This window comes from Streptomyces sp. NPDC052682, from assembly GCF_040678435.1.
Lineage (GTDB): Bacteria > Actinomycetota > Actinomycetes > Streptomycetales > Streptomycetaceae > Streptomyces.
Map to the genome: position 1 here is coordinate 1 of NZ_JBFATS010000018.1, position 25211 is coordinate 25211.

The window sequence follows — 25211 nt, forward strand, 5'->3', positions numbered from 1 at the left end:
CCCGCCGCCGCGCCCGCCCCGGCCGCCGCCGCACCGGCCCAGCCCGCGGCTCCGGCGCCCGCGCCCGCCGCACCCGCCCCGGTCACCCCGGCCCCGGCCGCTCCGGCCGCCGGCCAGCCGGCCGACGAGGGCGCCTACGTCACCCCCCTGGTGCGCAAGCTCGCCGCCGAGCACGGCGTCGACCTGTCCTCCGTCAAGGGCACCGGCGTCGGCGGCCGTATCCGCAAGCAGGACGTCATGGCGGCCGCCGAGGCCGCCAAGGCCGCCGCCGCTGCCCCGGCCCCGGCCGCGGCCGCTCCGGCCGCGGCGAAGAAGGCCCCGGCGCTGGAGGCCTCCCCGCTGCGCGGCCAGACCATCAAGATGCCGCGGATCCGCAAGGTCATCGGCGACAACATGGTCAAGGCCCTGCACGAGCAGGCCCAGCTGTCCTCGGTCGTCGAGGTCGACGTCACCAAGCTGATGCGGCTGCGCGAGCGGGCCAAGGCGTCCTTCCAGGCGCGTGAGGGCGTCAAGCTCTCCCCGATGCCGTTCTTCGTCAAGGCCGCCGCCCAGGCGCTGAAGGCCCACCCGGTCATCAACGCCAAGATCAACGAGGCCGAGGGGACCATCACCTACTTCGACACCGAGCACATCGGTATCGCGGTGGACTCCGAGAAGGGCCTGATGACCCCGGTCATCAAGAACGCCGGTGACCTCAACATCGCCGGTATCGCCAAGGCCACGGCGGAGCTGGCCGGCAAGGTCCGCGCCAACAAGATCACCCCGGACGAGCTGTCCGGCGCGACCTTCACCATCTCCAACACCGGTTCGCGCGGCGCCCTGTTCGACACGATCATCGTGCCGCCGGGCCAGGTCGCGATCCTCGGCATCGGCGCGACGGTCAAGCGCCCGGCCGTCCTGGAGACGGAGGAGGGCACGGTCATCGCCGTCCGCGACATGACCTACCTGACCCTCTCCTACGACCACCGCCTGGTGGACGGCGCGGACGCCGCCCGCTACCTGACGGCGGTCAAGGCGATCCTGGAGGCGGGCGAGTTCGAGGTCGAACTCGGCCTGTAACCGCCGCCCTCAGCCGGACACACAGGTGCCCCCACCCGAAGACGCCGGGTGGGGGCACCGCCTTCTTCCGGGGGCGCGGCACCGAACTCCCCGGCGCCGAAACCCCCGTGTGCAACTTGTCTCACCTGCATGAAAGCCCCCGCACACGCCCTCCCCGGGCAGCGAACCGGCCGTATCGTCTAAACGTCGACGCGCCCAAAGGAGCTCCCATGACCGCCCCCGTCATCCACTCGCTGCGCGAACAGATCCGCGAGCACATCCTGGAAGGGATCATCAGCGGGCGCTGGCAGCCGGGCGAGCGCATCGTGGAGCGGCGCATCGCCACCGAGCTGGAGGTCAGCCAGACCCCGGTCCGTGAGGCCCTGCGCGAGCTGGAGTCGCTGCGGCTGATCGAGTCCGCGCCGAACAAGGGCGTACGGGTGCGGAACCTGACGGCCGCCGACCTGGAGGAGAGCTACCCGGTGCGGGCCGGCCTGGAGGCCATCGCGGCGGAACTGGCGGCGGACCGGCTGGCGGAGGACTGCTCGGCCCTCGAACCGCACGTCAGCGCCCTGTACGAAGCCGACCGCCGGTCGGACGGCACCGCCCAGGTCCGCCACACGGTCGGCTTCCACCGCGAACTGGTGCGCGCGGCCGGCAACTCGGTGCTGCTGCACACCTGGGAGGGCCTGGGCATCGAGGTGTTCACGGCCCTGTCGATCCGCTGGCTGGGCACGGTCCAGCAGTCGTACGCGGAGGAGCACGAGGAGCTGGTCGCCGCCTTCAAGCGCCGCGACCCCCGTATCGCCGACCTGGTGAAGGCCCACGTGCTGGGCTGCGCGCCGAGGGCCTGACACCGCGCGGAGGGGCCCTGAAGAAGGGCCCTGACGACCCCGCGGGACAGGGGAGCAGCACCGCGCTCACCTGCACAAACACCCGCACGGGAGCGTCACCCCGTGCCACTGCCGGAGGCACCGCGTGCCGACTTTCTCGTGATCAAGAGGTTTTGCCCCTCAACCCTTTGATCGATCATCGATCAGAGAGTTACAGTCGCCGACGGGCTTCCACCGAAGCCCCAGCCCTGTCCTGCCAAAGACCAAGGGCACCCCCGAACCCTTACCGATGAGGGAACCCCCTTCGACTGAGGAAGGCGGCGACATGACCGACCCCAACGCCATCCGGCCGAGCGAGCTCGACCAGCTCCCGGACCGCGACCCGGAGGAGACCGCCGAGTGGCAGGCCTCCCTGGACGCCGTCGCCAAGGCGGCCGGGCCGCACCGTGCCGCGTACCTGATGCGCCGCACGCTGGAGCGCGCCGAGGGGACCGGCGTTCCGCTGCCGAAGCTCCTCGAGACCGACTACGTCAACACCATCCCCACCGCCGCCGAGCCGGTCGTGCCCGGTGACGAGGAGATGGAGCAGCGGATCACCGCGTGGAACCGCTGGAACGCGGCCGCGATGGTGACCCGCGGCGCGAAATACGGCGTCGGCGGCCACATCGCCACCTTCGCCTCCGCCGCCTGGCTGTACGAGACCGGCTTCAACCACTTCTTCAAGGGCAAGGAGGCCGACGGCTCGGGCGACCAGCTCTACATCCAGGGCCATGCCTCCCCCGGCATCTACGCCCGCGCCTTCCTCGACGGGCGGCTGACCGAGCAGCACCTGGACAACTTCCGCCGGGAGGCGGGCGGCAGCGGCCTGCCGTCCTACCCGCACCCGCGCCGCCTGCCCTGGCTGTGGGAGTTCCCGACGGTGTCGATGGGCCTCGGCCCGCTCTCCGCCATCTACCAGGCGCGCTTCAACCGCTACCTCACCAACCGCGGCATCAAGGACACCTCCGGCTCGCACGTGTGGGCCTTCCTCGGCGACGGCGAGATGGACGAGCCCGAGTCGACCGCGGCCCTGGCGCTGGCCGCCCGCGAGGAGCTGGACAACCTCACCTTCGTCATCAACTGCAACCTGCAGCGCCTGGACGGCCCCGTCCGCGCCAACTTCAAGATCGTGCAGGAGCTGGAGGCCCAGTTCCGCGGCGCCGGCTGGAACGTCATCAAGACGCTGTGGGGCTCGGCCTGGGACGAGCTGTTCCAGCTCGACACCACGGGCGCGCTCGTACGCCGTCTGCGCCAGGTGCCCGACGCGCAGATCCAGACGTACCAGACGCGCGACGCGGCCTACATCCGCCAGGACTTCTTCGGCGCCGACCCGGCGCTGGCGGAGATGGCGAAGCTGCTGAGCGACGACAAGATCCTGGAGTGTTTCCACGTCTCGCGTGGCGGCCACGAGCCGCGCAAGGTGTACGCGGCGTACAAGGCGGCCCTGGAGCACAAGGGCGCGCCGACCGTGATCCTGGCGCAGACGGTCAAGGGCCACACCCTCGGTGAGGGCTTCGCCTCCAAGAACGCCAACCACCAGATGAAGAAGCTGACGGTGGACGAGTTCAAGGCGATGCGCGACCTGCTCGGCCTGCCGATCAAGGACAGCGACTTCGTCGACGGTGTGGTCCCCTACGGCCACCCGGGCGCCGACTCCCCCGAGGTCCGCTACCTGCAGGAGCGCCGCGCCGCCCTCGGCGGTCCGGCCCCGGCCCGCCGGGTGCACCCGGTGGCGCCGCTGCCCGCGCCCGCCGAGAAGGCCTTCACCGCCTTCGACAAGGGCTCCGGCTCGCAGAACGTGGCCACCACCATGGCCTTCGTCCGCCTGGTCAAGGACCTGGTCCGCGACAAGGAGACCGGCAAGCGCTGGGTGCCGATCGTCCCCGACGAGGCGCGCACCTTCGGCATGGAGTCGCTGTTCCCGTCCCTCGGCATCTACTCGCCCAAGGGCCAGACGTACGAGCCGGTCGACCGCGACCAGCTGATGTACTACAAGGAGGCCAGGAACGGCCAGATCCTCAACGAGGGGATCACCGAGGCCGGTTCGATGGCCGACTTCATCGCCGCCGCCACGTCGTACGCGACGCACGGCGAGCCGATGATCCCGTTCTACATCTTCTACTCGATGTTCGGCTGGCAGCGCACGGCCGACCAGATGTGGCAGCTCGGCGACCAGCTCGGCCGCGGCTTCCTCATCGGCGCCACGGCCGGCCGTACGACGCTGACCGGTGAGGGCCTGCAGCACGCCGACGGCCACTCCCCCGTCATCGCCGCGACCAACCCGGCGGCGCTGACGTACGACCCGGCGTTCGCGTACGAGATCGCGGTCATCGTCAAGGACGGTCTGCGCCGCATGTACGGCGAGGCGGCCCCGGGCGAGGACCCGGACGTCTTCTACTACCTGACCGTCTACAACGAGCCGCTGCCGCAGCCCGCCAAGCCGCAGGGCCTCGGCATCGACGAGGGCATCGTCAAGGGCCTGTACCGCTTCAACACGGCGGAGTCGGCGGGGGTGGCCGTCCCGGCGAACGCCCCGCGCATCCAGCTGCTGGGCTCCGGCACGGCGATCCACTGGGCGCTCAAGGCGCAGCGGATGCTCGCCGAGGAGTGGGGCGTGGCGGCCGACGTGTGGTCGGCGACCTCCTGGAGCGAGCTGCGCCGGGACGCGCTGGAGGCCGACGCGGCGCTGCTGCGCGGCGAGGAGCGGGAGCCGTACGTCCGTCAGGCGCTGCAGGGCGCCGAGGGCCCGGTGCTGGCGGTCTCCGACTACATGCGCCAGGTCCCGGACCAGATCGCGCAGTGGGTCGAGCAGGACTGGTCCTCGCTGGGCGCCGACGGCTTCGGCCTGTCCGACACCCGCGAGGCGGCCCGCCGCCACTTCGGGGTCGACGCCGAGTCGATCGTCGTGGCGGCCCTGGCCCAGCTCGCCCGGCGGGGCGAGGTCCAGGCGACCGCGGTGAAGGAAGCGCGCGAGAAGTACGGGCTGTAGCAACGGCCCGGGGCGGGGTGAAGGGGTACGGCGGTCGCCGTGCCCCTTCGCTGTCGGTGGGGCCCGGCATGATGGCCGTATGCGCGCTGCCCGGCTGATCAAGATGGTGCTGTTGCTCCAGTCGCGGCCCTCCATGACCGCCGCCGAGCTGGCGCGGGAGCTGGAGGTGTCGGAGCGGACCGTGACACGGGACGCGCAGGCGCTGTCGGAGGCCGGGGTGCCGGTGTACGCGGACCGGGGGCGGGCCGGCGGGTACCGGCTGGTCGGCGGGTACCGTACGCGGCTGACGGGGCTGCACCGCAGTGAGGCGGAGGCGTTGTTCCTCTCCGGGGTGCCGGGGGCGCTGCGGGAGATGGGGCTGGAGGACGCGGCCTCGGCGGCCCGGCTGAAGGTGTCGGCGGCGCTGCTGCCGTCCCTGCGGGACGCCTCCCGTACGGCGGGGCAGCGGTTCCACCTCGACGCGCCGAACTGGTTCCGGGAGCCGAAGACGCCCGAGCTGCTGCCGGCCGTCGCGGACGCGGTGTGGGACGACCGGCGGATCACCGCGCGCTACCGGCGCAGGGAGCGGGAGGTGGTCCGGGAGCTGGAGCCGTACGGGCTGGTGCTCAAGGCGGGCGTCTGGTACCTGTGCGCGCGGGGCGGGGGGCGGGCGTCGTTCCGGGTGTACCGCATCGACCGGTTCACGGCGGTGGAGCCCGGGGAGGAACGCTTCGCACGGGACCCGGAGTTCGACCTGCCCGCCTTCTGGGAGGAGCGGGCCGAGCAGTTCGCGCGGTCCCTGCTGCGCGCTCAGGTCGTGGTGCGGCTGTCGGTGGCGGGCGCGCGCAGACTGCCGTACGCCGTCGATCCGCTGTCCGCCCGGGAGGCGCTGGCCGCCGCGGGCGAAGCGGACCCGGACGGCTGGGTGACGCTGACCCTCCCCGTGGAGTCGGAGGAGGTGGCCCACGAGCAGCTGTCGATGCTCGGGCCGGAGGTCGAGGTGCTGGCACCGGAGAGCCTGCGGGCACGGTTCGCCTCGGACGCGCGGCGGCTGGGCGAGCTGTACGGCGGGTGACTTGGCGGAGGGCGGCGGAGGACAATCCCCCGCACTCCGGGGTGCGACCCCCTGCCCCAGGGCCGATGCTGGAACCCGTGATGGACGAGACGGAGTTCTGGGAGCTGGTGGACGACACCCGCGAGGCCGCCGAGGGCGACCCCGAGGAGCAGGCCGACCTGCTCGTGGCGCGGCTCGTGGAACTGGATCCCGAGTCGGTCCTCGACTTCGCCCGTCACTTCGAGTCCCGGTACAACCGGGCCTACACCTGGGAGCTGTGGGGAGCGGCCTGGGTGCTGCTCGACGGGGCGAGCGACGACGCCTTCGACTACTTCCGCTGCTGGCTGATCGGCCAGGGCCGCGAGGTCTTCGAGGGCGCCCTGCACGACCCGGACTCGCTGGCCGACCTCCTGGACGACTTCGACGAGGACATCGACGGCGACGGCGAGGACCTCGGCTACGCGGCCGACGAGGCGTACGAGCAGCTCACCGGCATGGTCGCCCCCGACCTGGACATCCCGCCCGCGCCCGAGGAACCGGCGGGGACCCCGATCGACCTGGAGAACGGGCGGCAGCTCGCCGAGCGCTATCCCCGGCTGTGGGAGCGGTTCAGGGCCTGAGCCGGTTCAGCCGGCCCTGCAGCCGGGCCGCCAGCGCCCTGATCTCCGGCAGGCGGGCGTGCAGGGCGGCGCCCGGGCAGCTGGTCATGAAGGCCTCGTTGTGTCCCGCGAGGGCGGGCAGGGTGGCCGTGGTGCCGGCGGCGTAGCGGCTGCGGCTGTTGCTGGAGACCAGGCGGACCCGCGCGCGGGGGTCGGTGCCGGACAGGCCGAGCTTCCAGGCGGCCAGCGCGGCGATGGCGCGGGTCATCGCGGGAGGTACGGGCGCTCCCGCGCTGAAGGTGCCGATGGCGGCGATGCCCGCCGTGCGGTGGTTGAAGCCCTGGGTGTGGGCGCCGGTGACCGGGCGGCCGACACCGCCGGCGCGGCCCTCGTACAGGGTGCCGCAGCGGTCGACGAGGAAGTTGTAGCCGATGTCGTCCCAGTCGCGGCCGCCGGTCTGGTCGGCGTACAGGTGCCGGATGATGCGCGGTGTGTCCGCGCAGTCGTAGTCGTTGGGCGAGTCGGTGTGGTGGACGAAGACGGCCACGACCTTGTCGTCGTAGCGCGGCGGCGGCTGCCCCCGGGCGGCCCCGCCCAGCCACACCGACCTCGGCAGGATGCGCGGCTCGGGCGCGGTGTACGGCCTGACGGCCCGGTCCGTGGCCGGCCGGGCCGGGGGTGGGGCGGGCCGCTCGGCCCCGTGGCAGCACACCACCAAAGCGGCGCCGGCCGCCAGCCCCGGCAGCCGCCGGAGCACCACGCGCAATCCGCCCCACCCCCTCCGGCCCGGGCCACCGCCCCACCCCCTCCGGCCCGGGCCACCGCCCGAACCCCCGGAACCGCCCCCGCCCGCGCCGCCGCCCAAGCCGGGGGAGCTGCCCCCGCCCGGGCCACCGCCCAAGCCGGGCGAACTGCCCCCGCCCGGGCCACCGCCCAAGCCGGGCGAACTGCCCCCGCCCGGGCCGCCGCACGAGCCACCGGAACCGCTCCCGACCGGGCCGCCGGGCGGGCCGTCGGGAGCGCTCCCGTCGAGTTTCACGGCACTCCCCGCCCCGTGCGGGGCGCACGTGTCGTCCGCGCCGCGCCCCCCGCCCGGGGCGCACGCGCCCTGGGTGTCGTGTGCGTCGGCGTTGCCCGGTGCCGCGGCTGTGGGGCGTATACCGCCGGTTGCGCCGGGTATGCCAGGTACTCGGGTGGCGCGGCGGCGCCGCACCCCCCGCGGTCTGCGGAAGACACGCATGGTCCCACTGTCGGCCGGTTCCGGTCCGTCCGCGATGTGTGCTGTGCCACCCGGTGGAACCATCGTCCGGGTCCGCGACGTTTTTTCGAGTGCAGGCGCGCGTGGGTGACCGGTTCCCGGCGATCACGCGCGCGCGTGCTGATCACCGGGCCCGTCCCCCACGTACTAAGGGGTCCGAGGAGAAAGGCGGCTTGCGTGGACCTGCTCGACATCCTGCTGTTGCTGGTCATCCTGGCCTACGCGGCGTCCGGCTACCGCCGCGGCCTGGTGGCCGGCTGCGTCTCGCTCGCCGGGTTCGTGGGCGGCGCGGTCGTCGGCGTGTGGGTCCTGCCGTGGGTGATGAGGCCGGTCGAGCCGGGGACGACGGCGGCGACGGTGACCGCCGTGTTCACGGTGCTGCTCCCGGCCGTGGTCGGCCACGAGCTGGCGGGCCGGCTGGCGCTGCGGCTGCGCCGGGAGCTGGACCGCGGGCCGCTCAGGGTGGCGGACGGGATCGGCGGGGCCGTCGCCAACGCGGCGGCCGTGCTGATCGTGGCGTGGGTGGCCGCGAGCGTCCTGGGCGCCTCCTCCTCCCCGCTGGTGACGAGCGCGATACGGGACTCGCGGCTGCTCGGCGCCGTGCAGCAGGCGATGCCGGACACCACCCCGGCGTGGTTCTCCCGGGCCACCACCGCGCTGACCCAGGCGGGCTTCCCGCAGGTGTTCAACCCCTTCGAGAACGAGTCGACCGCCGAGGTCGCCCGCCCCTCCGGCGACAGCGTCACGGCGGCCGCCACCAACGCCGCCAAGCTCAGCACGGTCAAGGTCGAGGGCGTCGCGGGCACCCAGGGCCGCGAGGGCAGCGGGTTCGTCTACGCGCGGGAGCGCGTGATGACCAACGCGCACGTGGTGGCCGGGATCGACGAGCCGACCGTGCAGATCGGCGGCGTCGGGCGCACCTACGAGGCGCGGGTGGTGCTCTTCGACCCGCAGAAGGACGTGGCCGTGCTGTACGTGCCCGGCCTGAGGGCACCGGTCCTGCGGTTCGACGACGACGCCGAGCGGGGCGACTCGGCGGTCGTGGCGGGCTATCCGGAGGACGGCGACCTCAACCTCCAGGCGGCGACGGTCGCCAACCGGGTGCGGGCGACCGGCCAGAACATCTACAACGACGACACGGTGACCCGCGAGATCTACTCGATCCGCTCCACCGTGCGCCCCGGCAACTCCGGCGGCCCGCTGCTGACCACCGACGGCCGCGTGTACGGCGTGGTCTTCGCCCGCTCCACCTCGGACGCCGAGACCGGCTACGTCCTCACGGCGGCCGAGGTCGCCTCCGACGCCGACCGCGCGGCGGACGCGACGGCGCCGGTGGACACCGGGGACCTGGTCACGTCCTGACTCCGGTCACAGGAACATTCCCATGAACACGTCGTCGACGTACGCCCCGCCGACGAAGAACTCCTCCGGCAGCACACCCTCCACCGCGAAGCCCTCGGACTCGTACAGCCTGCGCGCCGGGGTGTTGTGGCCGAGGACGCGCAGGGTCAGCCGCCGCGCCCCCTGCCGCCGGGCCTCCTCGCGCGCCGCCCGCAGCAGCACCCGCCCGACGCCCGCGCCGCGCGCCTCCTCGGCGACGGCGAGGCCCTGGATCTGGCGGACGTGCGCGTTGGAGGCCAGCGGTGTGGGGCAGCCCAGCGTGAGGTAGCCGACGACGGTCCCGGCGAGCTCGGCGACGAGGTGGTCGCGCGGCACGGACCGCTCGGTGAAGAAGGGCCCGTACGGGGGCTCGGGGCGGGGCTGGACCGAGTGCAGCGGGGACCAGGTGGCGCGGTCGAGCCGCCCCAGCGCCTCGTCGTCGTCGAGTCGGGCGTGACGTATGTGGGGAACCGGCATGGCGGCAGCCTACGTGCGGTACCCGCGCGCCCACCGGGCAATTTCGGGTGACCCGGCAGGATGGGCCCATGGAACGTTCACGCATCGCGGTGGCCGGCGCGTCCGGTCTGATCGGCAGCGCCCTGGTGCGGTCCCTGACCGCGGACGGGCACGAGGTGGTGCGCCTGGTACGCGGCGCGCCCCGCTCGGCGGACCAGGTCCGCTGGGACCCGGAGGGCAGGCACGTCGACGCGGCCGGGCTCGCCGGGTGTCACGCCGTGGTGAACCTGGCGGGCGCCGGCGTCGGCAACCGTCGCTGGACGGCGGCGTACAAGGCGCGGATCCGGGCCAGCCGGGTGGACGGCACCGCGGCGCTCGCCGAGGCCGTCGCCTCCCTCGCCGAGGGCGAACGGCCGCGGGTCTTCGTCAACGGCAGCGCGATCGGCTACTACGGCGAGACCGGCGACCGCGCCGTGGACGAGAGCGCGCCCCCGGGCGAGGGGTTCCTGCCGTCGTTGTGCGTCGAGTGGGAGGCCGCGGCGGCACCGGCCCAGGAGGCGGGCGTGCGGACGGTGTTCACCCGGACCGGCCTGGTGGTCTCCCGCCGGGGCGGAGCCTGGGGGCGGCTGTTCCCGCTGTTCCGGGCCGGGGTGGGCGGACGGCTGGGGGACGGCCGGCAGTACTGGTCGTTCATCGCGCTGCACGACGAGGTCGCCGCGATCCGGCACCTGCTGGACCGCGACGACCTGTCCGGGCCGTTCAACCTGACCGCCCCGCAGCCGCTGACGAACCGTGAGATCACCGCGGCGATGGCCCGGGTGCTGCACCGCCCGGCACTGTTCGGTGTCCCGGCGCCGGTGCTGCGGGCCGCGCTCGGCGAGCTGGCCGGGGACGTGCTCGGCAGTGCGCGGGTGCTGCCCACCCGGCTGCTGGAGTCGGGCTTCCGGTTCGCGTTCCCGGACATCGACGCGGCGATCCGCGCGGCCCTGGACTGAACGGCGTCCTGAGCGATGCGTGCGCCGCCGCGACAACCGAGGGACCGTATGCGACCGCTGTGCGACCGTGCCCTGTCGATGCGCGACTCCCCCTGACCGATCACGGCCCTACGCTCGACCAGAACTCGGGTATCCCTGGAGCCGGTTGAGGGCATCACGATTCCAGCGCCCGCGCAACCTCGAGGAGGGGCACGTGCTTGAGCCCGCGTATCAGGCCGACGTCGTCGTCGTGGGGGCCGGGGTCGCCGGACTCTCGGCGGCGCACCGGCTGGCCAGCGCAGGAGTGACGACGGTGGTGCTGGAGGCCGCCCACGGCGTGGGGGGCCGGATGGCGACCGACAAGGTGGACGGCTTCCGGCTCGACAGGATGGGGCAGCTGCTCTCGACCGCGTATCCCGATCTACGGCACACACCGGGTCTCGGCCACCTGGTGCTGCGCCCGTTCGCGCCCGGTGTCCTGCTGCACAGCGACGGCCGGCACCACCGCGCGGGCGCCCGGACGGGCGCCGGGGGCGCACGGGGTGCGCTGCACGCAGTGCGCGCCCTGGCGAGCGCCCCGAGGCCGTCGTCCGGGTCCAGGGCGCCCAGGAGGCCGGTGGCCGTGCCCGGGCGGCCGGTGTCCGTCCCCCGGAGCCGGACGGGTGCCCCGCTGGGCACCGGCCTCGACCAGGCCCGCCTCGGCGCCGCGCTGACGCGCCTGGCGGGGACACCGGTGGAGCGGCTGCTGGCCCGCCCGGAGCTGCCCGCCGGACAGGCCCTGGCCGCGCGCGGCCTGCCCGCCCGGACCGTCGACGGCTTCCTGCGCCCGCTGCTCGCCGCCCTGCTGTGCGACCCGGAGCTGACCACGTCCAGCCGCTGCGCCGATCTCGCGCTGCACGCCTTCGCCAGCGGGCGGCTGTGCCTGCCGGAGGGCGGCGCGGAGGCGGTGCCACAGCTGCTGGCGGGCACGCTGCCGCCAGGCACCGTGCACACCGGGGTGCGGGTGACCTCCATCTCCACGACCTCGGTGACCACGGCGGAGCACGGCGAGATCCGCTGCCGGGCGGTGCTGCTGGCGACGGGCGCCCGGGCCGCTGCCGAGCTGCTGCCCGGGCTGCGGGTACCGGACTTCCACCCGGTGACGGTCGTCCACCACACCACGGACGTGCCGCCCGCGACCGGCGCGTCGCTGCTGCTGGACGCCGACCGCGGCGGCCCGGTCGCGCACACGGCGGTGGTCAGCCGCGTCGACCCGTCCCGCGCCCCGGCGGGCCGGACCCTCGTCTCCTCCACGGTCCTCGGCCCGCCGCCCGGCGACGTGGACACGGCCGTACGCAGGCATCTGTCCCGCCTGTACGGCACCTCCACGGCACGCTGGGAGACCCTCGCCGTCCACCACACCGCCGACGCCGTGCCCGCCATGCGGCCGCCGCACGACCTGCGGCGCCCGGTGCGGCTGCTGGCGGGCCTGTACGTGTGCGGGGACCACCGGGACACCAGCACCGTGCAGGGCGCCCTGCACTCCGGCCGGCGCGCCTCCGCGGCGATCCTGGCGGACCTGGGCGCGAACGGCTCGCTGCACGTCTCCGAGGCCCTGCCCACGGCACCCCGGGCGGCGGAGCCCAGGGCGGCCTGACGGCCGTACCGGACCGGGCGGCACGAGGAGTCCGCTCCCCCTGCGGCCCGGTCCGCTTCAGTTCAGGGCGGCCGCGACCTTGTCCCGGTAGGTGCGGACCGGGGCCGCGTCCTTGTACGGCTCCAGGCGTCGCTCGAAGTCACGGACGTACTCCACCGCCCGGACCGAGCGCATCTCCGCCGCCTGCCCGGCCGCCTCCGCCGCCAGCTGGCAGGCCTGGTCGAGTTCGCCCAGGCCGAGGCGGGCGGTGGCGAGGACGACCCGGCAGAACAGTCGGCTGCGGGCGTAGGAGGGCGCGCGCAGCTGGAGGGAGCGTTCCGCGTGCTGGGCTGCGGCGCGGAACTGCTGGAGGTCGCGGTGGCAGTGCCCGAACTCGTCGGCGAGCTGTGCCTCGTCGAAGAAGCGGGCCCAGTGCGGGACCTCGTCCCCGGGGCGCGCCGACTCCAGGGCGCGCTCGGCGCGCACCAGCGCGGCGGTGCAGGCCCTGACCTCGCCGAGCACACCGTGCGCCCGCGCCTCGGCCGCGTGCAGCAGCGCCTGCACCACCGGCGGTACGGAGGTCCCCACGCCCTGCTGCGCCACCCGGGCGAGCTGCACGGCCTCGCGCCCGTGCCCGAGGTACACGGCCTGGCGGCTCATGGTGACCAGCACGTACGCGCCGTACGCCCGGTCGCCGGCGGCCTGCGCGAGCCGCAGGGCCTGCACGAAGTAACGCTGGGCGAGGCCGTGCGCGGCGATGTCGTACGAGGTCCAGCCCGCGAGCCGGGTCAGGTCGGCCGCGGCGGCGAACAGGCGGCGGCCGGTCTGCTCGCCGTAGCTGCCGCGCAGCATCGGTTCGCACTCGTGCTCCAGGTAGCGCACCAGGGCCTGGCGGGCGTGGCCGCCGCCGTAGGCGTCGTCGAGGGTGCGGAACAGCTCGCCGACCGAGCGCAGGGCGGCGATGTCCCCGGCGGTGACCTTCTGGCCGGGGCAGCGTTCGGCGGGGGTGCGCCGGCGGGACGGGGCGCGGGTCCCGCCGGACGGGGCCAGGGGCGTGACGGCCGGCCGGCCCTGGGCCGGGACCCGGACGGCGGGTGCCTCGCCCCGGGCGACCTTCTCGTCGGGGCGGCCGATCAGCCAGTCCCGGCTGGGCACCACGAGCCCCGCCGGGGTGAAGGCGATCTTGCGCAGCTCGGCATGGCTGCCGGAGTCCTTGCGCCACAGGCCGCTGACGATGTCGACGGCCTCCTCCGGGGTAGCGGCGAACTCCAGCCCCGCGTAGACGGGGGCACAGGCGTCCAGGCCGAGGTCCTGGGCGGTCAGGCGGCGGCCGAGGCGCCGGGTGAACACCTCGGCGATGAGCGCGGGCGTGGTGCCGCGGGGCTGCTGGCCGCGCAGCCACCGTGTGACCGAGGTCTTGTCGTATCTCAGGTCGAGCCCGTGTTCCAGACCGAGCTGGTCCACCCGACGGGCGAGTCCCGCGTTGGAGAACCCCGCTTCTGCGATGAGCGCGGCGAGCTGTCGGTTGGGGGTGCGCTGCGCGGGTCGTTCCGTCATCTGCGGTGCGGTCTCCTGCCTTCCGGTGTGGTGACGTGCCCGGATTGCCTGTGAGCAGCCCGTATGGCCTTCTGAACGGCGCGAATATAACGGAGAGTAAGCGCCTGATCGCATGCGTCCACCTGCATTCATCCGATCGTGTGACGATTGCCCCCAGGGCTGACGCGCGGCCGGCAGTCGTACAGTGGCGTCGGCGCGTTTCATGCCTGACGACTTCGAGGAGGCGCTTGCCGTGAACGAGTTGCGGTTCGTCCGCTTGGGCTTCGGCGCGGAGGCCGTCGAGTACCAGCAGGCGTGGGACGAGCAGCGCCGGGTGCACGCCGCGCGCTTCGCCGACGAGATCCCGGACACGGTGCTGCTGGTGGAGCACCCCCCGGTCTACACGGCGGGCCGGCGCACGGAGGACAGCGAGCGCCCCCTGGACGGCACCCCGGTCATCGACGTGGACCGCGGCGGCAAGATCACCTGGCACGGCCCGGGCCAGCTGGTGGGCTACCCGATCCAGAAGCTGCCGCGCCCGGTGGACGTCGTGGCCCATGTGCGGCGCCTGGAGGAGGCCCTGATCCGCACCTGCGCCGACTTCGGCCTGGAGACCACCCGGATCGAGGGCCGCAGCGGCGTGTGGGTGCTCGGCGACCCCGTCGAGGAGCGCCCCTCGTTCGGCGGGCTCTCCCTGGACTTCGACCCGCGGCTGCACGACGAGGAGTTCGACCCGCGCCTGAACGGCCCGGAGTACGCCCCGTCCAACGCCGGCCAGCGGCGCGAGGACCGCAAGATCGCGCAGATCGGCATCCGGGTCGCCAAGGGCGTCACCATGCACGGCTTCTCGTTCAACGTGAACCCGGACATGAAGTGGTTCGACCGGATCATCCCCTGCGGCATCCGGGACGCCGGCGTGACGTCGCTCTCGGCGGAGCTGGGCCGGGAGGTCACGATCGCCGAGGTGCTGCCGGTGGTGGAGCGGCACCTGCGGGACGTCCTGGAGAACGCCGAGCTCAAGCCCCGGGAGATCGAGCGCGCGACGGCCTGACCGGTGCCGCCGCCCGGGAATGCGGGCCCGAGACCCGAAGGTTGCCCACCCCGGAGAGCGAGAACCGCACGGGCGTACCCTGGTGTACGCCGAAGAATCGAAGCTAGGGAGCCGACGTGTCCGCAGTCGCACCCGACGGACGCAAGTTGCTGCGCCTGGAGGTCCGCAACAGCCAGACCCCCATCGAGCGCAAGCCCGAGTGGATCAAGACCCGGGCGAAAATGGGCCCCGAGTACACGAAGATGCAGAACCTCGTGAAGAGCGAGGGGCTGCACACCGTCTGCCAGGAAGCCGGCTGTCCCAACATCTACGAGTGCTGGGAGGACCGCGAGGCGACCTTCCTCATCGGCGGCGACCAGTGCACCCGGCGCTGCGACTTCTGCCAGATCGACACCGGCAAGCCCGAGGCGCTCGACCGCGACGAGCCGCGCCGGGTGGGTGAGTCCGTGGTCACCATGGACCTGAACTACGCCACCATCACCGGCGTCGCCCGCGACGACCTTCCGGACGGCGGCGCCTGGCTGTACGCGGAGACCGTGCGCCAGATCCACCAGCAGACCGCGCACCGCGAGGGCGGCCGGACCAAGGTGGAGCTGCTGGCCCCCGACTTCAACGCGGTCCCCGAGCAGCTGGAGGAGGTCTTCTCCTCCCGCCCCGAGGTCTTCGCGCACAACGTGGAGACGGTCCCGCGGATCTTCAAGCGCATCCGCCCGGGCTTCCGCTACGAGCGCTCCCTGAAGGTCATCACGCTGGCCCGCGACTACGGCCTGGTCACCAAGTCCAACCTGATCCTCGGCATGGGCGAGACCCGCGAGGAGGTCAGCGAGGCGCTGAAGCAGCTGCACGACGCGGGCTGCGAGCTGGTGACCATCACCCAGTACCTGCGGCCGTCGGTGCGGCACCACCCGGTGGAGCGCTGGGTGAAGCCGCAGGAGTTCGTGGAGCTGAAGGAGGAGGCCGAGCAGATCGGCTTCTCCGGTGTGATGTCCGGCCCGCTGGTGCGCTCCTCGTACCGTGCCGGGCGGCTGTACCAGATGGCGATCGAACAGCGTCATTCGGCCGCTCCGCAGCAGGGCGGTGCCCACGTCGCCGTGCAGGCCGTCTGACAGGGAGTCATCACCCCTTCCCCCGACTGGACTCCGACAAGCGTGTGAATTCCCGCACAAGAACCTACTCGCCGGTAGCGGCCGAGAAGACGCGGTCCCGGCCGTCCTCGCAGATGAGGGCGTTGCCGGGGCCGCGTCGAACGTTTCATCCCGGCGTGGCAAGGCTTCATGGGCGTTTGACCGGTCGGACACGCCCTGGTAACACCAATCAGTGACCCTGAAATCACACCACGTGCACCCGTACCGAAGCCGTACCGAGGGGGGACCTCACTGATGCAGGCCGCACCCGTTCGCGCCACAGCGATTCCGTCGTTCACCACCGCCCTGCGCGCCGTCGAGTCGCTGTTGATGAGCGGTGGCCAGCGCACCGCCCGCCGCAACGCCTGGACCTCCGTCCTGGAGGACCGCCGTCGCGCCAAGGACCGGGTCGAGGCCCAGCGCGTCCTCGACCAGGCCCTGTCCGCCCGCTCCGCCCGCTCCTGAGGGCTTCCGCGCTCCCGCCGGGCACCGCCGTCGTCCGCCGCTTCCATGGGCACGTAAACTGCGGGGCATGGCGAGGAAGGACAACGCAGCGGACGCTGCGAACCCCGGGCGACTGAAGCAGATCGCCCTGACCTACAAGATGACCCGCAGGGCCGACAAGAAGATCGGTCTTGTACTCGCGGCTGTCGGAATCGTCACCTTCGGTGTCTTCCTCGCGATCGGCTTCTTGATCGGGCACCCCATCTATCTCGGCATCCTGGGCGCTTTCCTCGCCCTCATCGCGACGGCGATCGTCTTCGGGCGCCGCGCCGAGCGGGCGGCCTTCGGGCAGATGGAGGGCCAGCCGGGCGCGGCCGCGGCGGTGCTCGACAACATCGGCCGGGGCTGGACGACGACCCCCGCGGTGGCGATGAACCGCAGCCAGGACGTGGTGCACCGGGCGGTCGGCAAGGCCGGCATCGTGCTGGTCGCCGAGGGCAACCCGAACCGCGTGAAGTCCCTGCTGGCCGCCGAGAAGAAGAAGATGAACCGTATCGTCGCGGACGTCCCGGTGCACGACCTGATCGTGGGCAACGGCGAGGGCCAGGTCGAGCTGAAGAAGCTGCGCACCACCATGCTGAAGCTGCCGCGCGTGCTGACCGGCCCGCAGGTCACCGCGACCAACGACCGGCTGCGCGCGCTCGGCGACCTGATGAGCAACATGCCGCTGCCGAAGGGGCCGATGCCGAAGGGCATGAAACTGCCGAAGGGCGGCCCGCGCCCGCGCTGACACCGCCGGCCTCCACCGACCGCGCCAGGGGCGCCCGGATCCCACTCCGGGCGCCCTTCGCCGTCTGCGGGGGAGCTCGGGCGGTTGCGTGCGGTGACACGGCAGGGGCGCTGCCGCCCGGGGCGGCCACTCAGTGGCCGTGTGCGGCGGTGGGGGTGGCGACCGGCTTCGCGCGGACGCGGGGCCAGTCGGCCTGCGGTGGCGTGGCAGGGCGGTTGCCTGCGGTGGCGTGGCTGGGCGGCCGTGGGCGGTGGCCGCGGAATGACCCGGGTGTGCGGCGGCGCGGGAGGGCGACCCGTATGCGGACGGCCCTGCGGGTGGCGGCCGAAGCGGGCGCCGGAGGGTGGCCGTGGACGAGGCCGTGCCGCGGCGCGGCTGGGCCGGGTCAGCGGCAGCGCGCGGGGACGGCCGTGCGCGGAGGACCGTCGCGTGCGGCGGCGGGGCACGCGGCCCTTCACGACAGCCTGAGAGTGACGCCGCCGCACGGTGCGTGCATGCGGGCGGGCTGGACACAGGTCCTGGGCCGTAGCCGCGGGAGGCCCCTGCCCGGCGGCCAGGAAGAAAGGCCAGCAGCGCTGGGCACCAGGCGTGGCCGCTAGATGCGGACCTCGACCGTGCCGGCCAGGCGGTCGTGCAGGCCGCGGCCGTCGCGGTCCCAGATCAGGGCAGGGATGGCCAGGCACAGCAGGACCGAGCGGAGCAGGGCACGCAGCGGGTTGACCGTGCCGGTCTCCAGGGCCAGCACCCGCAGACCGAACAGGCGCTTGCCGGGGGTGAAGCCGACGGTGCCGACCGTGAGGACGCTCAGGACGAAGAAGATCAGCAGCGCCCAGTTGCTGGTCGCCTGGTTGTAGCCGTGCGTGAGGAGACCGTATGCGATCAGCAGGCACAGGCCCCAGTCCACGGCCAGGGCGCCGAGCCGCCGCCCGGGGCGGGCGATCGAGCCCGGCCCCTCCTTCGGCAGACCGAGCCGTTCGCCCCGGTATCCGAAGTCGGCACCGGCGTCTTCCATGGCCGCGCGCGGCCCGGAAAGCCATGATCCGATTGCTTGCCTGTTGTCCACCCGTCCACGGTACTGCGCCCCTTCATGACCGGGGGACGCCGGGGTGCGCCGGGGCTACCGTTGAGGGGGAGCCGGTTAACTTGCGCGAAACAAATGGGTCACGCCAGAGAAATCACCCGTCCCTAGGGTCGAGGACAGCGTGTGCCACCCGCACTGGCCGCACGAACGATCTACCACCCCGGCGGGACGGCCGGGAGTAGGAGGAGCTGGATGTTCCAGAACGCCGACGAGGCCAAGAAGTACATCGCGGACGAGGACGTCAAGTTCATCGACGTCCGCTTCTGCGACCTCCCGGGCGTGATGCAGCACTTCACGGTGCCTGCTGAGGCGTTCGACCCGGACGAAGAGCTCGCCTTCGACGGCTCCTCGATCCGCGGCTTCCAGGCCATTCACGAGTCCGACATGGCGCTGCGCGCGGACCTGACGACCGCCCGGGTCGACCCGTTCCGCCGCGACAAGACGCTGAACATCAACTTCTTCATCCACGACCCGATCACCGGCGAGCAGTACTCCCGTGACCCGCGGAACGTGGCGAAGAAGGCCGAGGCCTACCTGGCGTCCACCGGTATCGCCGACACCGCCTACTTCGGTCCCGAGGCCGAGTTCTACGTCTTCGACAGCGTCCGCTTCGCGACCAGCTCGAACGAGTCCTTCTACCACATCGACTCCGAGGCGGGTGCCTGGAACACCGGCGCCCTCGAGGACAACCGTGGTTACAAGGTGCGCTACAAGGGCGGTTACTTCCCGGTCCCGCCGGTCGACCACTTCGCCGACCTGCGCGCCGAGATCACCCTGGAGCTGGAGAAGGCCGGCCTGAAGGTCGAGCGCCAGCACCACGAGGTGGGCACCGCCGGCCAGGCCGAGATCAACTACAAGTTCAACACGCTGCTGGCCGCCGCCGACGACCTCCAGCTGTTCAAGTACATCGTGAAGAACGTCGCCTGGCGCAACGGCAAGACGGCGACCTTCATGCCGAAGCCGATCTTCGGTGACAACGGCTCGGGCATGCACGTCCACCAGTCGCTGTGGAGCGGCGGCGAGCCGCTCTTCTACGACGAGCAGGGCTACGCCGGCCTGTCGGACACCGCCCGCTACTACATCGGCGGCATCCTCAAGCACGCCCCGTCGCTGCTGGCCTTCACCAACCCGACGGTGAACTCGTACCACCGTCTGGTGCCGGGCTTCGAGGCGCCGGTGAACCTGGTGTACTCGCAGCGCAACCGCTCCGCGGCCATGCGTATCCCGATCACCGGCTCGAACCCGAAGGCCAAGCGCGTCGAGTTCCGCGCCCCGGACTCCTCCGGCAACCCGTACCTGGCCTTCTCGGCGCTGCTGCTGGCCGGCCTGGACGGCATCAAGAACAAGATCGAGCCGGCCGAGCCGATCGACAAGGACCTGTACGAGCTGGCTCCCGAGGAGCACGCCGGCGTCCCGCAGGTCCCGACCTCCCTCAGCGCCGTCCTCGACTCCCTCGAGGCCGACCACGAGTTCCTCCTCCAGGGCGACGTGTTCACGTCCGACCTGATCGAGACGTGGATCGACTACAAGCGCACCAACGAGATCGCTCCGCTCCAGCTGCGCCCGCACCCGCACGAGTTCGAGCTCTACTTCGACGTGTGATCGACCCGGTTCCACCGGCACCGCGGGGCCGCTCCCACCAGGGGGCGGCCCCGCGGTCGTGTTCCCGGAACCCGCTTCACAGAACCGGCGCGGGCACGGAATCATGAGCCTGACACTGTTGTTCGAGAAGGGTTACGGGGATGTCCGAACAGGACGACATCGAGCGGGAGTTCGACCTCAAGTGGGCGGAGAGCGCGGAGCACAAGGAGCCGTCCGCGCGGGCCCGGATGCTCGCCGCGCGCTGGAAGGACAACCCGCCCGGGCCCGTGCCCTTCCGGGCCGACCCCGATCATGTGGCGTCCCGGCGCCGGTCGTCGTGGGTGTCGACGGCCGTCGTGCTGGGGTGTGTGGCCGCCGTGATCGTGCTGCTGGGATACCTCAACTTCCGCGCGCCCTACTAGCGTTCCTGCTACCTTCGGGTTCGCCGTGCGCCGTCGCGAACCGAGGAGGTGAGTCCGATCAACGCTGTGACAGGCCGGGACTCCCTCCTCCGCATGGCCCGGGGAGTGCCCGCGTAAGGCATCCCGAAAGGCGGAAACGCCATGCGTTTCACCTCTGCGACGTCGTCCGACGGCGTCCGCGAACAGCTCTTCACCCTCGGCGAGATCCCCGGTGTGCTGTGGACCCCGGACGTCGGCACCGGTACGCGCCCCCTAATCCTGCTGGGACACGGCGGCGGCCGGCACAAGAAGGACCCAGGCCTCGTATCCCTCGCGCACCGCCTCGTGACCGAGTGCGGTTTCGCGGTGGTGGCGGTCGACGTCCCCGCCCACGGCGACCGGCCGAGGGAGGAGGAGTACGACCGGATCGTCGCCGCCAACCAGGCGCGCGCGGCGGCCGGGGAGGACCTGGCCGCGCTCATCGCCGGTTTCCAGGCGCTAGTGGCGCGCCGGACCGTCCCGGAATGGCGGGCGGTCCTGGACGCGGTGCAGGAGATCGAGCACGTCGGGGCCGGTCCGGTGGGCTACTGGGGGGTGTCGCTGGGGTGCGGACTCGGCGTTCCGTTCGTCGCCGCCGAGCCCCGGGTCCGTGCTGCGGTGCTGGGCCTGGGCGGAGCGCCGGCTCTGGCCGAGGCCGCCCGGCGGATCACCGTACCGGTGGAGTTCCTGGTGCAGTGGGACGACGAGCGGGTCCCCCGGGAGGAGAGCCTGGCGCTCTTCGACGCTCTGGCCTCGGCCGAGAAGACGCTGCACGCCCACCCCGGCGGGCACGGCGACGTCCCCGCCCTCGAGCTGGACAGCACGCTGCGGTTCTTCGCCCGGCACCTCGGCTGACCCGCCGCCCGGTGCCGGTGGCGCGCCGGCCGGACCCTCGTCCCGGCCGGCGCGTCCTTTGCTGGCCCTAGGGCTGACGACGACCCGTTCATGGCACTGCCGGGGTGCACACTGGACAGCGGGACGAGTGCCTGACTGCGGGGTGATGCATCATGCACAGCCGCTTCCGGAGCGACCGGCGGTTGACCACGCGCATGGGGGTCACGCTGTTCCTGCTCGGGCTGGTGTACGTGGCGTTCGTCGCCGCGCTGGTCCTGCTGCTGAAGTCCTGGGTGCTGGTCGTGGTGGTCGCGGCGGCGCTGCTCGGCGCGCAGTACTGGTTCTCCGACCGGATCGCGCTGTACGCCATGCGCGGCCGGGTCGTACGGCGGGAGGAGTACCCGGAGCTGCACGCCGTGGTCGACCGGCTCTGCGCTCTCGCCGACATGCCCAGGCCGGTGGTCGCCGTCTCCGACATGGACATGCCGAACGCGTTCGCGACCGGGCGGAACCCCGACAACGCGGTGGTCTGTGTGACGACCGGGCTGCTGCGGCGACTGGAACCGGCGGAGCTGGAAGGGGTCCTCGCGCACGAGATGGCGCACGTGGCGCACAAGGACGTCGCCGTGATCACCGTCGCCTCGTTCCTCGGGGTGATCGCCGGGCTGATCGTGCGGTTCGCCTTCTACTCGGGGTTGTTCGGCGGGGGCCGCAGGGACCAGAACACCGCCGTGGTCGTCGCCGGGGTGATGGGCGTGTCGGCGGCCGTGTACGCGCTCAGCTTCCTGCTGATCCGGTCCCTGTCCCGGTACCGCGAGCTGGCGGCGGACCGGGCGGCGGCGCTGCTCACCGGCCGTCCCTCGGCGCTGGCCGCCGCGCTGACCAAGGTCTCCGGCGACATCGCCCGTATCCCGGCGAAGGACCTGCGCACGGCCCAGGCCTTCAACGCGTTCTACTTCACCCCCGCCCTGGGCCGTGAGCCCGGCATCGCCCGGCTGTTCTCGACCCACCCGAGCCTGGAGCAGCGGCTCGAGCAGCTCGGCCGGATCTCCGCCGAGCTGGGTGAGGCGGCCGCACCCGGAGGGACCTGAGCATGGGTCTGCTGGACATCCTCCTCGGCCGTACGAAGCCGGTCGCGCCGGACCTCGACCAGCTGTTCGCGCTGCCGGGCGCGGCCGTCACCCTCCAGGCGGCGGCCGGTTTCACCCCGACCGGGCACGGCGCGGTGTGCTTCGCCACCGTCGAGGGCGCGGCCTTCGAGCAGAGCCACCGGGAGGTGCAGGCGCTGCTGGACGCGGACACCGAGCGGGACGGCCCGCCGGTGGAGCTGACCCTGGACGGCTACGGCTACTCCTGGCTGGTCTCCCGCCGCTCCCCCGACCAGCTCCCGCTGCTGGTCAACGACCTGCACGCGGTGAACAGCCAGATGGAGGTCAACGGCTTCGGCCCCCAACTGCTGTGCTCGCTCGCCGGGTTCGAGGACGCCTCCGGACGGCGGCTGGCGCTGGTCTACCTGTACAAGCGCGGCACCTTCTACCCCTTCGCGCCGCTGCCCGCAGCGGAGCAGCGGCGCGACAACGCGCTGGAGTTGCAGGTGCGGGCGGCCCTCTCCGGTGACCTGCGGATCGAGCAGGACCTGGGCCGCTGGTTCCCGTTGTGGGGCGCCCCCGGCCTGTGACGACGGCCGGGGGCCGCCCCGGTGCGGTCAGGTGTGCTGCGCCGGCCTATCCCCCGCGCTCCTGGCGGCGGGCCTCGAGGGGGCGCTCGCGGCGGTAGCGGCGCTCCCACTTGGCCTGCTGGTCACGGCGGGCCCGGTACGCCCGGTAGGTGGCGGGCGCCGCCCCCTCGGAGGAGGCGTCGCCGGCCGAGGCCGCCGAGGAGGCGCCCTGCCCGTACCGGACGTAGAGGTACAGCAGGGCCACGGCGGCGAGCCACCAGACGTGGTTGCCGAAGCCCAGGACCACCAGAACCACGGTGCCGGCCACGATGAACGTGCTCATGACTGGCCCCTTTCTGTGGTGAGGGTGCTGGGTGGTGCATCCAGCGTAGGGAGACGGTCACGGTCCGTGCATCCGGATTTTCCGGCCGTGGCTCGGGCGGTGCGTGAGTGAATGGGGGGCATGAGCGAGCCGGCCCCTTTCACGCATGTCCATGACGGTGAGCGACTCGGCGGAGTGTGCGGGGGTGGTGACCCGGCCGGGCTCGGGGCCACCGCCGTGGTGCTGCACGGCGCCGGCAACGGCCGCATGGACCACCACCGGCCACTTCTGGCGGAGTTCACCGCCCGGGGCTGCCGGGCCCTCGCCTTCGACTTCTCCGGGCACGGCGAGAGCACGGGCGCGCTGCGGGAGCTGAGTCTGCGCCGCCGCTTCGAGCAGGCCGTGTCCGTGATCGACGCCCACGTCCCGGCCGGCGGGCCGCTGGTGCTGGTCGGGTTCAGCATGAGCGGGCAGACGGTGGCCGATCTGGTCCGGCACTACGGGGAACGGGTGGCCGCGCTGGGACTGTGCGCACCAGCGGTGTACGCGGACGAGGCCTGGGACGTGCCGTTCGGTGCCGGCGACGGCCGGTTCAGCGACCTCATCCGGCGGCCCGGCAGCTGGCGGACCTCGCCCGCGCTCGAGGTGCTGCGGGGCTTCGAGGGCCGGGCGGTGCTCGCGGTGCCCGGCACGGACGAGGTCATCCCGCCGGCCGTCACCGAGTCGGTGCAGGACGCGCTGGCCGCGCGGGCCCAGTTCACCCGGCTCGAACTGCCGGACGCCGGGCACCGGTTGGGCCAGTGGTTCCGCGACCACCCGGGCGATCTGGCCGCGTTCGTGACCGCCGTGCTGACCGGCCTCGGCGAGCGGGGCTGGACGGCGACGCGCGCCTGGGTGGCCAAGCAGCTTCCCGAGGGCCGTACGGTCGTCCGCTCACGGTTCCTGAGCGGCGGCTGGAGTGCGCAGATGCGGTGCCTGACCCTCGACGACGGCACCGAGCTGGTACGGCGGACGTTCGTAAAGCCGTTCTTCCGGCACCACGCGCCCGGGCTGCTGGCCCGGGAGGCCGCGGTGCTCACCCTGCTCGCCGGTCAGGAGGGGGTGCCAGCTCCCGAGCTGGTCGCGGTGGACGCCACCGCCGAGCAGTGTGACCATCCGACCCTGCTGATGTCCCGGCTGCCGGGCCGGGTGCGCGTGGACGAGACGGACGTGGACCGGCGGGTGGACCTGCTGGCGGCCCAGCTGGCCCGGATCCACGCGGTCGTCCCGGACGAGCCGCCGCGGACCTACCAGGCGTGGACGTGGCCCGAGCGGGTCGTGACGCCTGGCGGCGGGATGTGGCAGCGGGCGGTGGACGTCATCCGCCGCGATGCGCCGCCGTACGAGGGGTGCTTCCTGCACCGGGACTTCCATCCCGGCAACGTGCTGTTCACCGGGGAGGGCGAGCGGCTGCGGGTCAGCGGGGTCGTCGACTGGGTGGAGACCTCGTGGGGGCCCGCCGACCTGGACGTCGCCCACTGCTCGACCGCGCTCGCGCTGCTGCACGGCCCGGCGACGGGCCTCGGCTTCCGCGCGCGGTACGAGGCGCGGGGCGGGCGGCGGCTCGCCGACGGACCGGACCATCTGTACTGGCGGCTGCTGGACGCCCTGGCCTACTCCCCCGACGCGGCGAAGCTGGCCGGGCCGTGGCGCGAGCTGGGCCGGACGGACCTGACGCCGGAGGTCCTGGGCGCACGGCTGGAGGCGTATGTGCGCGGGCTGCTGGAGAGGTACGCGTAGCGGGCGGGCGGCCGGCTCTCAGCGGGTCCGCCGTCGTTGAGCGGCGGTGCGCCGGCTGCCGGCGGCCCGCCGGTCGTCGTCGGTGCGCCGAAGGACAGGAGCCCGCCAAGGCCCGGCGACCCGCCGAAGGACAGGAGCCCACCGAGAGACAACGGCCCACCGGTCGCCAGTGGTCCTCCAGTCCGCCGACTGGCAGCGATGCGCCGAGCCTCGGCAGCCCACCACGCGCCGGCGGTCCGCCGAGTGCCGGCCTTCCGCCGTCGAGCGGCAGATCCGCCGGTGCACCACGGGCCCGCCGATGGACAGCAGGCCCGCCGAATGACGGCGGTCCGGCCGGTGTCAGTGGTGTCGGCGATGA

23 protein-coding genes are annotated in these 25211 nt (G+C 73.0%); 18 read left to right on the forward strand and 5 right to left on the reverse strand.

Annotated elements, in window-relative coordinates:
• The 5 genes from sucB to AB0K80_RS25975 form a co-directional block, all read left to right on the forward strand.
• Window positions 1-1059 (forward strand): 2-oxoglutarate dehydrogenase, E2 component, dihydrolipoamide succinyltransferase (sucB, locus tag AB0K80_RS25955; protein ID WP_365673569.1); only part of this gene is annotated, 1059 nt, incomplete at its 5' end.
• Window positions 1060-1268: 209 nt separating this feature from the next.
• A complete protein-coding gene (locus AB0K80_RS25960) occupies window positions 1269-1892 on the forward strand; it encodes a GntR family transcriptional regulator (protein WP_365673571.1) in 624 nt (207 codons plus the stop codon).
• 304 nt (window positions 1893-2196) lie between these two features.
• On the forward strand, window positions 2197-4899 hold the full coding sequence (gene aceE / locus AB0K80_RS25965; RefSeq protein ID WP_365673574.1) for a pyruvate dehydrogenase (acetyl-transferring), homodimeric type: 2703 nt from the start codon (window positions 2197-2199) through the stop codon (window positions 4897-4899).
• A gap of 79 nt (window positions 4900-4978) precedes the next feature.
• Window positions 4979-5953 (forward strand): WYL domain-containing protein, encoded by a 975-nt coding sequence (locus AB0K80_RS25970; protein ID WP_365673575.1) that lies wholly within the window; start codon window positions 4979-4981, stop codon window positions 5951-5953.
• Between the two features lie 80 nt (window positions 5954-6033).
• A complete protein-coding gene (locus tag AB0K80_RS25975) occupies window positions 6034-6552 on the forward strand; it encodes a DUF4240 domain-containing protein (protein WP_365673869.1) in 519 nt (172 codons plus the stop codon).
• Here the strand turns inward: AB0K80_RS25975 and AB0K80_RS25980 are convergent.
• Window positions 6542-7291 (reverse strand): peptidoglycan recognition protein, encoded by a 750-nt coding sequence (locus tag AB0K80_RS25980; protein WP_365673871.1) that lies wholly within the window; start codon window positions 7289-7291, stop codon window positions 6542-6544. The genes AB0K80_RS25975 and AB0K80_RS25980 overlap by 11 nt on opposite strands.
• A 675-nt stretch (window positions 7292-7966) precedes the next feature.
• Between AB0K80_RS25980 and AB0K80_RS25985 the strand changes: the two genes are divergently transcribed.
• Window positions 7967-9151 (forward strand): MarP family serine protease, encoded by a 1185-nt coding sequence (locus AB0K80_RS25985; protein WP_365673577.1) that lies wholly within the window; start codon window positions 7967-7969, stop codon window positions 9149-9151.
• Window positions 9152-9157: 6 nt separating this feature from the next.
• On the opposite strand, the gene AB0K80_RS25990 is transcribed toward AB0K80_RS25985, so the two are convergent.
• Window positions 9158-9646, reverse strand: coding sequence for a GNAT family N-acetyltransferase (locus tag AB0K80_RS25990; RefSeq protein WP_365673579.1), 489 nt, complete (start codon window positions 9644-9646; stop codon window positions 9158-9160).
• A gap of 68 nt (window positions 9647-9714) precedes the next feature.
• Between AB0K80_RS25990 and AB0K80_RS25995 the strand changes: the two genes are divergently transcribed.
• Complete coding sequence (locus AB0K80_RS25995; protein WP_365673581.1) at window positions 9715-10620, forward strand: TIGR01777 family oxidoreductase; 906 nt, start codon at window positions 9715-9717, stop codon at window positions 10618-10620.
• A gap of 193 nt (window positions 10621-10813) precedes the next feature.
• Window positions 10814-12235 carry an NAD(P)/FAD-dependent oxidoreductase gene (locus AB0K80_RS26000; RefSeq protein ID WP_365673582.1) on the forward strand — a complete coding sequence of 474 codons (1422 nt, stop codon included), beginning with the start codon at window positions 10814-10816 and terminating at the stop codon, window positions 12233-12235.
• Window positions 12236-12292: 57 nt separating this feature from the next.
• Here the strand turns inward: AB0K80_RS26000 and AB0K80_RS26005 are convergent, their stop codons facing one another.
• A complete protein-coding gene (locus AB0K80_RS26005; RefSeq protein WP_365673584.1) occupies window positions 12293-13771 on the reverse strand; it encodes a regulator in 1479 nt (492 codons plus the stop codon).
• A 232-nt stretch (window positions 13772-14003) separates the two neighbouring features.
• Between AB0K80_RS26005 and lipB the strand changes: the two genes are divergently transcribed.
• From lipB to AB0K80_RS26025, 4 genes are all read left to right on the forward strand, one after another.
• Complete coding sequence (gene lipB / locus AB0K80_RS26010; protein WP_365673873.1) at window positions 14004-14801, forward strand: lipoyl(octanoyl) transferase LipB; 798 nt, start codon at window positions 14004-14006, stop codon at window positions 14799-14801.
• Between the two features lie 116 nt (window positions 14802-14917).
• A complete protein-coding gene (gene lipA, locus AB0K80_RS26015; protein ID WP_365673586.1) occupies window positions 14918-15907 on the forward strand; it encodes a lipoyl synthase in 990 nt (329 codons plus the stop codon).
• A gap of 273 nt (window positions 15908-16180) precedes the next feature.
• The gene (locus AB0K80_RS26020; RefSeq protein WP_365673588.1) at window positions 16181-16390 is read left to right on the forward strand and encodes a hypothetical protein; all 210 of its coding nucleotides are present in this window, start codon (window positions 16181-16183) and stop codon (window positions 16388-16390) included.
• Between the two features lie 67 nt (window positions 16391-16457).
• The gene (locus AB0K80_RS26025) at window positions 16458-17159 is read left to right on the forward strand and encodes a DUF4191 domain-containing protein (protein ID WP_365673589.1); all 702 of its coding nucleotides are present in this window, start codon (window positions 16458-16460) and stop codon (window positions 17157-17159) included.
• A gap of 595 nt (window positions 17160-17754) precedes the next feature.
• On the opposite strand, the gene AB0K80_RS26030 is transcribed toward AB0K80_RS26025, so the two are convergent.
• On the reverse strand, window positions 17755-18222 hold the full coding sequence (locus tag AB0K80_RS26030; protein WP_365673591.1) for an RDD family protein: 468 nt from the start codon (window positions 18220-18222) through the stop codon (window positions 17755-17757).
• A 210-nt stretch (window positions 18223-18432) separates the two neighbouring features.
• Here AB0K80_RS26030 and glnA point away from each other — a divergent pair, with 210 nt between their 5' ends.
• From glnA to AB0K80_RS26055, 5 genes are all read left to right on the forward strand, one after another.
• On the forward strand, window positions 18433-19842 hold the full coding sequence (glnA, locus tag AB0K80_RS26035; RefSeq protein ID WP_365673593.1) for a type I glutamate--ammonia ligase: 1410 nt from the start codon (window positions 18433-18435) through the stop codon (window positions 19840-19842).
• A 140-nt stretch (window positions 19843-19982) separates the two neighbouring features.
• Complete coding sequence (locus AB0K80_RS26040) at window positions 19983-20243, forward strand: hypothetical protein (RefSeq protein WP_365673595.1); 261 nt, start codon at window positions 19983-19985, stop codon at window positions 20241-20243.
• 141 nt (window positions 20244-20384) lie between these two features.
• On the forward strand, window positions 20385-21116 hold the full coding sequence (locus tag AB0K80_RS26045; protein WP_365673597.1) for an alpha/beta hydrolase: 732 nt from the start codon (window positions 20385-20387) through the stop codon (window positions 21114-21116).
• 152 nt (window positions 21117-21268) lie between these two features.
• Window positions 21269-22186 carry a zinc metalloprotease HtpX gene (gene htpX / locus AB0K80_RS26050; RefSeq protein ID WP_365673599.1) on the forward strand — a complete coding sequence of 306 codons (918 nt, stop codon included), beginning with the start codon at window positions 21269-21271 and terminating at the stop codon, window positions 22184-22186.
• Window positions 22187-22188: 2 nt separating this feature from the next.
• Window positions 22189-22773 (forward strand): hypothetical protein, encoded by a 585-nt coding sequence (locus AB0K80_RS26055; RefSeq protein ID WP_365673601.1) that lies wholly within the window; start codon window positions 22189-22191, stop codon window positions 22771-22773.
• A gap of 46 nt (window positions 22774-22819) precedes the next feature.
• Here AB0K80_RS26055 and AB0K80_RS26060 read toward each other — a convergent pair whose 3' ends face one another.
• Window positions 22820-23095: a hypothetical protein gene (locus tag AB0K80_RS26060; protein ID WP_365673602.1), complete on the reverse strand. Its 276-nt coding sequence runs from the start codon at window positions 23093-23095 to the stop codon at window positions 22820-22822.
• Between the two features lie 111 nt (window positions 23096-23206).
• Between AB0K80_RS26060 and AB0K80_RS26065 the strand changes: the two genes are divergently transcribed.
• Complete coding sequence (locus AB0K80_RS26065) at window positions 23207-24853, forward strand: alpha/beta fold hydrolase (protein ID WP_365673604.1); 1647 nt, start codon at window positions 23207-23209, stop codon at window positions 24851-24853.
• Window positions 24854-25211 lie beyond the last annotated feature (358 nt).

Excerpts from the sequence above, each read along its gene's own strand:
- AB0K80_RS25960 (WP_365673571.1), top strand. The coding sequence starts at position 1,269 with ATGACCGCCCCCGTCATCCACTCGCTGCGCGAACAGATCCGCGAGCAC.
- aceE (WP_365673574.1), top strand. The coding sequence starts at position 2,197 with ATGACCGACCCCAACGCCATCCGGCCGAGCGAGCTCGACCAGCTCCCG.
- AB0K80_RS25970 (WP_365673575.1), top strand. The coding sequence starts at position 4,979 with ATGCGCGCTGCCCGGCTGATCAAGATGGTGCTGTTGCTCCAGTCGCGG.
- AB0K80_RS25975 (WP_365673869.1), top strand. The coding sequence starts at position 6,034 with ATGGACGAGACGGAGTTCTGGGAGCTGGTGGACGACACCCGCGAGGCC.
- AB0K80_RS25990 (WP_365673579.1), bottom strand. The coding sequence starts at position 9,646 with ATGCCGGTTCCCCACATACGTCACGCCCGACTCGACGACGACGAGGCG.
- AB0K80_RS25995 (WP_365673581.1), top strand. The coding sequence starts at position 9,715 with ATGGAACGTTCACGCATCGCGGTGGCCGGCGCGTCCGGTCTGATCGGC.
- AB0K80_RS26005 (WP_365673584.1), bottom strand. The coding sequence starts at position 13,771 with ATGACGGAACGACCCGCGCAGCGCACCCCCAACCGACAGCTCGCCGCG.
- AB0K80_RS26020 (WP_365673588.1), top strand. The coding sequence starts at position 16,181 with ATGCAGGCCGCACCCGTTCGCGCCACAGCGATTCCGTCGTTCACCACC.
- AB0K80_RS26025 (WP_365673589.1), top strand. The coding sequence starts at position 16,458 with ATGGCGAGGAAGGACAACGCAGCGGACGCTGCGAACCCCGGGCGACTG.
- glnA (WP_365673593.1), top strand. The coding sequence starts at position 18,433 with ATGTTCCAGAACGCCGACGAGGCCAAGAAGTACATCGCGGACGAGGAC.
- AB0K80_RS26040 (WP_365673595.1), top strand. The coding sequence starts at position 19,983 with ATGTCCGAACAGGACGACATCGAGCGGGAGTTCGACCTCAAGTGGGCG.
- AB0K80_RS26045 (WP_365673597.1), top strand. The coding sequence starts at position 20,385 with ATGCGTTTCACCTCTGCGACGTCGTCCGACGGCGTCCGCGAACAGCTC.
- htpX (WP_365673599.1), top strand. The coding sequence starts at position 21,269 with ATGCACAGCCGCTTCCGGAGCGACCGGCGGTTGACCACGCGCATGGGG.
- AB0K80_RS26055 (WP_365673601.1), top strand. The coding sequence starts at position 22,189 with ATGGGTCTGCTGGACATCCTCCTCGGCCGTACGAAGCCGGTCGCGCCG.
- AB0K80_RS26060 (WP_365673602.1), bottom strand. The coding sequence starts at position 23,095 with ATGAGCACGTTCATCGTGGCCGGCACCGTGGTTCTGGTGGTCCTGGGC.
- AB0K80_RS26065 (WP_365673604.1), top strand. The coding sequence starts at position 23,207 with ATGGGGGGCATGAGCGAGCCGGCCCCTTTCACGCATGTCCATGACGGT.